We start from the raw sequence: 10,404 nt of genomic DNA on the forward strand, positions 1-10,404 counted from the left end.
TAAGATTTCATGTCCAACATTCGAGAATCATATATTCCTTTCCGTCGTACAGATATAGTTAATCTCTGTCTTGAAGAGGGAAAACTTAAAGCTAAAGATGTTCAGTTATTCAAAGAGTTTTGTGATATCCTAACTGCTTTTTTTCATTTCAGGTTTCATAATACCTTAGAAAGTATCAAGGATAACTATACAGTTTTTAATCCTAATTCTGATGTTAAAACATTGCAAGAACCTAGCTTACAAGAATATGAAAAAATGGAAGCTAAAGTGTTAAAAGGGTTTAAATATGTTTTAAAGAGAGCAAACTATATTCAACTTTCTGATGATATAATCCAAAAATCTTTAGAAGAGAAATCTCTTATTAATCTTCAAACTGACGTGAATTTTGATGATTTTGACAAATTATACTGTTTTTATCGTGGAGATATTAATCAACAAATTACTGTTAAAAAATTTGGTTTTTTTAAACAAAAAAGAATTATCGATATTTTAGAAAGAGTAGTCCTATTAATTAAATTTAAAGGGAAAGGATATTTTGAGGCAAAATCTCAGAAAAATAAACAATATCAAGACCTAAATTTTATACCAGGAAAGATGTATCTTTATTTCTATAAAAATATACCAAAACTTGATCTTGATCTTCTTTTTCCTAATATTCAAACTAGCATGACATGGAAAGATAAATTGCTATTTGGAGTTCCTGCGATTGGTGCAAGTATCCCGTTAATATTGCGAGCAATTCCTAATATTTTACTAATTGTTGTAGCTATTTTACTCTTAGTTAGAGCAGATTCTGTTGTACAGTCTATTGAGGTTGATAAAGAGAAAGTTCGTGATCTTATGCCTATTTTAGTAGCGACTTTATCTTTAAGTATGACATTAGGAGGATTTGCTTTAAAACAATATACTAAATATAAAAGCAAAGAAATTAAATTTCAGAAAGAAGTTAGCGATACTTTATTTTTCAAGAATCTAGCTAATAATTCTAGCGTATTTCAAGCATTAGTAGATATTGCAGAAGAAGAAGAATGCAAAGAAATCATCTTAGTTTATTATCATATTTTAACCAGTGAACAGAAATTAACTCCTGAATTATTAGATCAAAAAATTGAACAGTGGATGAGAGAAAAGCTAGGTGTTGATATAGATTTTGATATTCATGGACCGTTAAATAATTTAGCAAAACTTAGGGGTAAAATTGTTTACGAAGATAACAATGAAAATGATATCAAAGAAGTTCCTTTACTATCTTACGATCAGCAAGGAAACATAAATATTCTATCCCTAGAAGAATCAAAAATGATTCTAGATTATGTTTGGGATAACGCTTTTCAATATAACGGATGTTAAGGTAAAGTTATCACATAGTAATCAGAAATGATTGATTAGGTATCTTTGTTATCAGTTATCAGTTATCAGTTATCAGTTAACACTGTTGACTGCGAAGCACTGATCTAAGAGCCAAAAATTTGTCGCCACCAAGGAACATCCTCAAAGTCAATAAAATCAATTTTTTTACGGATATCATAAATATTCCATCCCGTTAAACGGGACAGATTAATAGCTTCTTTATCTTGTCTTTCTCGAACAGATTGATAATAGTTTTTGACCGCATCACAATTGCGTTTTTCTCTAAAAGGACGACGAATTATATATCTTCCCTGAAATAATTGATTATTAGCTGTTTCTTGGAACTTCAAATCTTCAGGAAAGGTATTCCTCTGATAGCGTACATGAAGACGGGTAATAAATACATTATTAAAACGGTTATTATTTAACCAAAAAAACCCTGCTTTTCTTAACTCTTCGCGGTTTAAAGGTTGTGCTGAACAAGGATCACAATTGGCCATATTCCAAGCATATTCAATAAAAGCTACTTTCTTATCGTTTTGTTCATAGCTTCTATTAAACATAGCTTTATAAAACGGGGCAAATTCTTGTTGAATAAACTCAGGTATTTCTAAATTAGATGGAATTTTAACTGTACGGTAATTGGTTAACTCCACTTGTCCTTTAGGAGACAATAAGTAAACAATTAAATCCTGTTCTCCTTGAGCATTCAACATTCCTAAACGAATAGGTAACATAAATTTAGGCGATTCGTAAGCCATCATCAAGGGACGAAGAGATTTAAAACCTGTATTTTCGTATTCGATTAAATTTACTTTGGCTACAAAAAACTTGAGATTTTGCTGAATATAAGGTCTTAAAATTTTACTGGCTCCGTTGGGAATTTGATAACCATTTTCCCGTAACCAAATTTCTAAGCCATCGGATTCTTTTGCACTCAAAATAACGATATCATATTCTCCTACTGTAAACTCTTCTTCAACCGTTATCCCCAGAGTATTACTACGATCTGACCTCATTTCCGAGGTAGCTTGAGGAGCAGTGGGAGCCCTTAAAGATTCATCTTCTGCGAAGGAACGATTACAGGGATCTTCATCAAAATATTCTACTAATCTTGGCGCACTAAAAGCATCCAATCTTTCGATAATTTCTGATTCCCCCACATTGACTTGTTCCTCTTTTAAAATGACAGGAACGGGAACTACCATCGCAAAATTATTAACATCTCCTTGGTAATCATTAGCCATGGTTAAAACTGTGCGTTTTCCATCCCTAGCAATCACCACTTGAGAAGCTTGATTGTAGAGTTTGCTATCAGCTTTTGCCACATAGAAACCGCAAAAGGCAGAAGCAGAGTCCACAGAAATTAATAACAATAAACAAATCGAACATACTAGAGCAAAACTATGGCTTAATTTCATCGGATAATTCCTAGAATCACGAGCTAACTAAGACGGTTGAAGTTTATTAAATATGTTGCCGAGAACAATATTTGGAACAAAAATTCAGCAACAATATACATCTTGAACCTTGCTTTTGACCCAATGAATAATTTTTGAGGATAATACTACAAACAGAATGTAGGAATCTTAACAAACTGGAAAGTGTTGCGCAATGCTCGTTAAACTGTCTTCCATCTCTAATTTTACAAGCAACATGACTTGCAAACTATATAATGATCGCTATCATAAGAAACTAAAACTCTTTACAATAGTAGCATCTATATTTAAAGTTCTAATACAATTATGGCTCCCCCAATTGTTAAACGATTTACTATTTCTTTCCAACAAAACTACTGGTTAGGATTCTTAACTATGGTAGCTGGTGTGGGAGTATCGGGGTTGATAGCCCTACAACCCCCCCCACCACCACCAGCAGAAACCTTCACTGCGTTTGGACAATTGACTTTTACGGAACCACCTCCAGCGTTTACTACCACCGGTAATGAACTTCAGGCCCAAGGGCGTGGAATATCCTTAAACAAAGGAACTCTCTTATCTGGACGGGTTATGCAAAATGTGATGGATAGACTACAGCTATCCAATGAGGAAATGCGCCGAATACAAGATATAGGCTTGGTTATAGAGATACCTGGACAGGGAGGAGACGAACAAAACCCATCCCCCTCCTCAGCGATTAGACTGCAATATACCGATAGAGAATCTCCAACTCGCGCCACATTAATATTAGAAGCCTTTATGGAGGAGATGGTAGATAATAGCCGTTGGTTAAACACCTCAGAATTGAGGGGTCGTATCGATGCTCTGAGTAAAAGACTCGCTCAAGTCCAACAAGATCTAACCGCCGCAGAAAATAGATTTTATCGTTACGTTTCCCAGCAAGGATCTGATTTACTAGCCATTCAAGATGGCAGTCTTTTTAGTGGAATCACCAGTAGTCAGCAGAGACAAAGAGAATTGGGGCTGGCTTTACAAGAAATTGATGGTCGTATTACTAGTTTGATCAATCAATTAGGATTGACACCAGAACAGGCTTATTCTTCTGTTGCTTTGAGTGCAGACCCGATTTTAGCCAACTTACGGGCGCAAATTCTGCAAATTGAGCAACAACTCGAGCGATTAAAATTAGATTTACGACCAGAACACCCCACCATTGAAAACCTGGTTAAAGAAAAACAAGTTAGCGAAACCCTTTTTCAACAAAGGGCCCAAGAATTAATTGGGGCGCAGAATTTAGCGCCAGTTCCCCTCACTCAAATTCGTCAAGATAGTAGTCTTGATCCCAGTAGACAACAGTTAGCCAATCAATTATTGGCCTTAGAAACCAGAAAGGCCGGACTGTTACAGCAACTAAATTCTGTAACTGAAACAGAAAGGAAATTGCGAGAGCAATACGAGAAGTTTCCAGACAAACAGCTACGACAAGCAAAACTGGTTCAAGAGGTTGAATTTCAACGAATTGTCTATCAAAACATCCTCACAGCATTAGTTGATGCCCAAGCAGCCGAAGCAGAAACGGTGGGTAGTCTATCCATCGCTCTTCCTGCCAATTATCGACCCACCCGACAACGACCACCGGAAGAGAAAAATGAGATCCTAATTATTGCTGCTGGGGGTGCTATTGGTCTGATTGCCGGTTTAGGCGTCATTCTATTGCTTGCATTGATTGACGATCGCTTACATACCCCCCAAGAATTACGAGATTCTCTAACGGATCGCGAAGTTCCCCTTTTGGGTCAGCTACCCTTTATTTACAGTTCCCTGTACAAAGAGGATCTCAGTCCTGTTTTATTGGAGGGGGATGTGGGGGATCTTAGTTTCTACGAGCGGGTTCGTAGTAACCTTCGTCGTCTAGGATCAGACGCATCCAAGGTGGTGATGGTTACCAGCGTTACCAACGAAGAGGGAAAAAGTGCAACTGCTTATAATTTAGCCATTGCATCAGCACAAGCAGGGAAACGAACTCTCCTTGTAGAAGGAGACTTAAGAGCGCCTTCTAAGGCCCAATGGTTAGAGGTTGAACCCGATCCCAACAGTAATTTAGAGCCTTTACGTTTCTACGATAATCGTACTGATGCAGTGATGTTAGTCCCTGCAGTGGCTAATTTGTACATTTTACCCAGTCCTGGCCCTCAGCGTCAGGCAGCAGCCATTATCGAATCGAGCGAGTTACGATTACTCTTAAAAGATGCCAGGGGACGCTACGATATGGTGATTATCGACACTCCATCTCTATCTCGTTGTAACGACGCTCTCTTGTTAGAACCATTAACGGATGGTTTAGTGTTGGTCACTAGACCCGGAATTACCCGTTCTAGTTTGTTAAACGAGGCTATCGACCAACTATCTGATGCAGAGGTTCCTGTTTTAGGGGCAGTGGTTAACGGGGTAGAAGATTTAGTAGCACCAACGGTGAACATCCCAGAGACAAACAATAACGGGAACGGCAATGGTGGCAACACAGATATTGCCGTCCTAGAAGAAAATCCCCTCTAAAACCTCTTGTCTCAAGTCACGGAATCTTGAATAATGAATGACAATTTGTCATCAGGAGTGCTGTGTCTATTAACCCAAAAAAGTCCCGTTCCTTAGTGAGCATCGCCGGTCTTGTAGCTGTAGCTACCCTAATCAGTAAATTATTTGGGTTGGTGCGCGAACAGTCCATCGCAGCTGCCTTTGGGGTCGGCCCAGTGGTCAATGCTTACGCTTATGCCTACGTTATCCCTGGTTTTTTATTGATTTTACTAGGAGGCATCAACGGGCCTTTTCATAGTGCCTTAATTAGCGTTTTAGCCAAGCGAAACAAGTCAGAAGCAGCCCCGTTAGTAGAAACCGTAACTACCCTAGTCAGTTCAATTCTATTATTGGTTACGGTTGTTTTAATTGTCTTTGCAGATACCTTTATATCTATCCTAGCCCCAGGGTTAGAAGGAGAGGTTAGAGCGATCGCCGTTCAACAATTACAAATTATGGCACCTTTGGCTCTATTAGCGGGACTGCTTGGTATCGGTTTTGGAACTCTCAACGCGGCGGATCAATATCTGTTACCCAGTCTTAGCCCTTTATTCTCTAGTGTGCCGATCATTATTGTTGTTTGGACTTTAATGTGGCAGTTGGGAACTAATCTTAACACCGCAGAAAATTGGTATTTAGGGGGTATGGTTTTAGCAGGGGGAACCCTTGCAGGAGGGGTTTTACAGTGGTTGGCGCAACTATGGGCCCAGTGGCAAGCAGGAATGGGTAAGCTACGGTTACGCTTTAATTGGCGCATCCCTGGGGTAATGGATGTGATGAAGGTGATGGCACCTGCTACCCTTTCCTCGGGAATGTTACAGATTAATGTTTATACTGACCTCTTTTTTGCTTCGTTTATTGCTAATGCGGCAGCGACTATGCGTTATGCAAATTTTATTGTTTTAACTCCTTTGGGCGTTATTTCTAATATGATTTTAGTGCCGTTTATGCCAGTTTTTTCTCGTTTAACTGCACCAGAAAATTGGCCAGAATTAAAAGTAAGAATTCGTCAAGGGTTATTCTTGACGGCTTTAACTATGTTACCTTTGACTGCTATTTTTATGGCGTTAGCTCCTGTTATTATTCGGGTTGTTTATCAACGAGGTGCTTTTAAGTCGGCTGACGCAGATCTGGTTATTCCTGTTTTAATGGCTTATGGAATCGGAATGTTTTTCTATTTAGCTAGGGATGTTTTGGTTAGGGTTTTTTATGCTTTAGGAGATGGAGAAACCCCTTTTAAAGTTAGTATTTTTAATATTTTTCTGAATGGATTTTTAGATTTTCTGTTATATAAACCGTTTCAAACCCCTGGTTTAGTCTTTGCAACTATTGGGGTTAATGTAGTTTCTCTGGTTATTTTCTTAGGCATTCTCAATAATCGTTTAGGGGGTTTACCTTTAAAAGAATGGGGAAAGGCGTTATCAGCTTTGACAGGAATTAGTTTTTTAGCTGGTGTTGGTAGTTACGGTGTTAGTTGGGGTTGGGAGCAGTATTATACAGGGAATAATTTAGGTTTACAGTTGTTACAATTATTCTTATCCGTTGCCACTGCATTAACAATTTTTCTGCTCTTATCGATTCAATTAAAATTACCAGAAGTTGATATATTACTGTCTCGTATTAAAGCAAAATTGAAAAGGTAGAGTTTTTTTGAGGGCTTAAACATAAATGTTATAATAAATCTGCTTATTATAGTAGAGCAAAATTTTTTCTCCCCCTGCTCCCCCTACCTTCTCAAGATAATTATCTACTTTCTAAAGCTGATTTGGTGTGAGTGTAACCTACACTCCTGACATTTTTTTAAGACATAACTAGCTCTCCCAGTACTTCTAGTCGTTTACAGTTGCTCAAAACCATAAAGCTTTCTGCCAGGGTTTCTGCTACGGTGGGACTAATCCAACCCATTTGTTTCAAAATATGAATGGCTACAGCATATTTAGCCCGTTTTGAACCATCAAGCACTTTGATAGATAGTCCCATTCCTTCTCCCACTCGACCAACACACTGAATACCCTCTGCTCCTGCTTTACTTACTAGCGTTCCTTCTGTTAACTGCATCAGATTAGTATCAAACGCTCCGACTCCTGCTATCAGGCTAGGATAATGGATCATTGCTCGCAAAATTCGCTCCAGATCCAGATGCCGTCCCGAGGATAGTTGGGCGTATAAATGGGCCATTTGGGAGAGTTTCATCGAGTATGTGGGCGCACCACAATCGTCCTGTGCGCCGATAAGTTCTGCCCCAGGCATACTTAATAGTTCACCAATTTTATCTAAAATTAACTTTTGTACAGGGGACGATCGCTTTAAGTAAGTGTTTAGGGGCCACCCTCGCTGCTGACATACCGCTAACATAGCCGCGTGTTTTCCAGAACAGTTATATTCCAGGGGACTATTGCGCCCTTGAGGAATAGGACATTGCAGCGCACTAGGGTCAATATCGGCGCGCCAGAGTACGTTGAACACTTGTCTTGCTTGTTCAACCTTTCCTTGGTGGGAACTACAGATTATGGCTAAATCTTTGTCGCTGAGGTCGTAGCGTTCGAGGGTACCGGTTGAGATAACCCCTAAAGCTTGGAAGGGTTTTAACGCTGAACGAACAAAGGCGGTGGTTTCTGGGTTACCAGCTACGGATAAAACCCGACCGCGATCGTCACACACAGCAGCCTCGACGTAATGGGTAGACTCAACGATCCCCTCTCGCAGTAGATGAACTTCTAATTTTGGTGTTGCGTGACGTTTTACTCTGGTGGTCATAAAAAAATTAACTGGTAATTATAAACATAGCCAAACTACGCTATCCCCCACCATCAATAGGACCAATAGTCCAACCATACGGCTTAAACGTCCCAGGATGGGGTTGATTTGGTAGGAGACAATCAGACGATCGCGGGTTAACATTTCTGGTGGTTTGGGCCAGGTCTGTCCGTCGTACCACCCTGATTCTTCGTAGAAGATGGTTGCTTTTGTTAAGCGATCGCTTACATAATGCCACCCGAAAAATAATTGTAGTAAAATTAAGGCCAAAATAAACCCTGCCCCTAAATTACTAAAAAGTACGAATGGTAAGACTGATTTGCTAGGAGAAAAACTGGCTGCAGCTATGGGACTGGTAATTAACCAGCCTACTACCCATATTATCGCTACTTTTCGGATAAACAAGCGATTCTCTAGAGTCGCCCACCGAAAAAACCAGGATTCTTTTAGGTCTTCGTACTCGTTAACTGGCTGTTGTTCTAGGGGAACTGGACAGACTTTTGTGGATGATTCCCTCATAATCTTGATGATTGTGTAACTTCTAGTGATGAAAATTCTAGTCGCTCTGCGTGACCCCAGAAAGCTTCTAAATTATAAAATTCTCGTTCCTCGGGCAGAAATATGTGAACTATTACGTCCCCAAAGTCCTGTAATATCCAGTTACCATCTTGTTTTCCTTCCACTTGCTTGGGGACTTGTTGATGAGTTTGATGGACTTTTTCTTCGATAGCTTCTGCTATTGCTTTAACTTGAGTCCGAGAAAATCCAGTTACAATCACAAAATAATCGGTTAAGTAGGAGACTTCTGTGACTTTAAGTATAGTAATGTCGCTGGCTTTGCGATCGTCGGCTGCTTGAGCTATGGTTAGAGCTAGGGTTTTGATTTGGTTGTCGCTGGTATTGTCGATCACTGTTAGGTAGGTTAAATAATTAGCGATGGTTTTTGTACTATGGGTTACTCATATTTTTTTATATTGTACAGATTTTTTCGGAAGATGATGGGCAATGAGACATTTATTTGAAGTGTATCCAAAGCTTCAATAAATAATCCCTATTAATTGATACCTTATTTACTTCTTTTCCCAATCCTGTACTCCCTTTAAAATCATAACCAATGACCTATGACCCTTTTTAACCAATCTTTTGGCCAGCTTCAGGAACTCCGATTCACTTCTTCTTGTAACCAAGGATCAACCACTTCTCCATCTTTGCGTTTTAATTCTATTTTAATATTAGTTTTCAAAGTAGATGATGGTGGTACTGCTTGAGGATGAAATGCAATCTCGTAAAGGTTGGGATCTTCGTTTTGTTCTTTTAACCAATCTTGCACTTTTATCTCACAAAAAAACGATTGTCCCTGCTCAAACATTCGAGAGATTTGCATTTGCAATGTATGAGGATTAATTCTCGGCATAAATTTTTCTTGTCAATTTTCAGTGCTATTTTGATTCTAGCCAATTTTTTTCTTGGGAACGTTAATGATTATACTGTTCAGAATAAATAATAATAAAATTTATTTACTTTTGTAAAGTAGCAAAGACTTTATTTAATAATTTTGTTGAACACAATCGTCTTATGATTGTTTCTCGTAAGCCGTTTTTTCTGCTCTAAATATAACTAATTCTTCGCAAAATAATGAGTAATAGTTTACTGGTTCCTATTCATGTTGATGCTTTGTGTCTCGATGAAGAACAACAAGCAGTTCGAGCAATGGCTGACTACACCTTGTTACCATACATTTATAAAGGTGAAACCTACGGTTCAGGACAAGATAATTTAAGCGAAACTGCCCTTGCTCCCTTATTTAATCAGGAATTTACCTTAAAAGCAGGGGTTCATCTCCATTGGGCTTTGCCAGACGCACTAACAGACGGCGATCATGATGTTAATGGGACAACTTTTCCCCAAGTTCCCAACCGTTGGTTAATTAAACGTCGAGGAGGGGATCAAGGGGAGAAAACTTGGATCGTTGAGAGTGATTATTTGTATCCTGAATTAGAAGCAGGGGATAATAGTTCTCCACCCGATGCGATTAATATTCTCATTCAACCCCCCGATCTAGCAACGGTTGATCCCGATAATGCTGATACATATCAATATCAACGGTATCGTTATCTGGGGAAAAGTTGGGACTTAAATGACTGGGAAGACGGTGGAAATAGAGAATATGCAGAAGAATTAACAGCTATTGGCAATATAGCAACAGTGCCTATTTTTGATGAAGTTAAAGCTACGTTTGCCGCTTTTTATCCTAACTGTCATAGTGTGTTTGGGTATCTTCTCAAAAAGCCAGGGGTCACTCGCTGCGAAAACTTAGGCCAAA

The 10,404-nt window shown here is 38.9% G+C and carries 8 protein-coding genes and 1 pseudogene; 4 read left to right on the forward strand and 5 right to left on the reverse strand.

The window, feature by feature from the left end:
* Positions 1-9: 9 nt before the first annotated feature.
* On the forward strand, positions 10-1,350 hold the full coding sequence (locus tag P9B04_RS12045; RefSeq protein ID WP_342055233.1) for a TMEM143 family protein: 1,341 nt from the start codon (positions 10-12) through the stop codon (positions 1,348-1,350).
* 104 nt (positions 1,351-1,454) lie between these two features.
* On the opposite strand, the gene P9B04_RS12050 is transcribed toward P9B04_RS12045, so the two are convergent.
* Positions 1,455-2,771, reverse strand: a complete 1,317-nt coding sequence (locus P9B04_RS12050) for a DUF2330 domain-containing protein (protein ID WP_342055234.1) — start codon at positions 2,769-2,771, stop codon at positions 1,455-1,457.
* 324 nt (positions 2,772-3,095) lie between these two features.
* Here P9B04_RS12050 and P9B04_RS12055 point away from each other — a divergent pair, with 324 nt between their 5' ends.
* Together P9B04_RS12055 and murJ are read left to right on the forward strand one after the other, a co-directional pair.
* The gene (locus P9B04_RS12055) at positions 3,096-5,306 is read left to right on the forward strand and encodes a GumC family protein (protein ID WP_342055235.1); all 2,211 of its coding nucleotides are present in this window, start codon (positions 3,096-3,098) and stop codon (positions 5,304-5,306) included.
* A 62-nt stretch (positions 5,307-5,368) separates the two neighbouring features.
* Entirely contained in the window at positions 5,369-6,967 is a 1,599-nt protein-coding gene (murJ, locus tag P9B04_RS12060) for a murein biosynthesis integral membrane protein MurJ (protein WP_342055236.1), read from the forward strand.
* Positions 6,968-7,124: 157 nt separating this feature from the next.
* On the opposite strand, the gene P9B04_RS12065 is transcribed toward murJ, so the two are convergent.
* The 4 genes from P9B04_RS12065 to P9B04_RS12080 all read right to left on the reverse strand — a co-directional run bounded on the left by P9B04_RS12065 (position 7,125) and on the right by P9B04_RS12080 (position 9,495).
* Positions 7,125-8,081 (reverse strand): asparaginase, encoded by a 957-nt coding sequence (locus P9B04_RS12065; protein ID WP_342055237.1) that lies wholly within the window; start codon positions 8,079-8,081, stop codon positions 7,125-7,127.
* An 18-nt stretch (positions 8,082-8,099) separates the two neighbouring features.
* Complete coding sequence (locus P9B04_RS12070; protein ID WP_342055238.1) at positions 8,100-8,600, reverse strand: CGLD27 family protein; 501 nt, start codon at positions 8,598-8,600, stop codon at positions 8,100-8,102.
* Positions 8,597-8,992: a ribosome silencing factor gene (gene rsfS, locus P9B04_RS12075; protein ID WP_342055239.1), complete on the reverse strand. Its 396-nt coding sequence runs from the start codon at positions 8,990-8,992 to the stop codon at positions 8,597-8,599. The genes P9B04_RS12070 and rsfS overlap by 4 nt, the downstream gene beginning before the upstream one ends.
* A 242-nt stretch (positions 8,993-9,234) precedes the next feature.
* Entirely contained in the window at positions 9,235-9,495 is a 261-nt protein-coding gene (locus P9B04_RS12080; protein ID WP_342055240.1) for a hypothetical protein, read from the reverse strand.
* A gap of 221 nt (positions 9,496-9,716) precedes the next feature.
* Here P9B04_RS12080 and P9B04_RS12085 point away from each other — a divergent pair.
* Positions 9,717-10,404: pseudogene (locus P9B04_RS12085) on the forward strand (hypothetical protein); the annotation flags it as partial.

Source organism: Crocosphaera sp. Alani8 (assembly GCF_038442745.1).
Taxonomy (GTDB): Bacteria; Cyanobacteriota; Cyanobacteriia; order Cyanobacteriales; family Microcystaceae; genus Crocosphaera.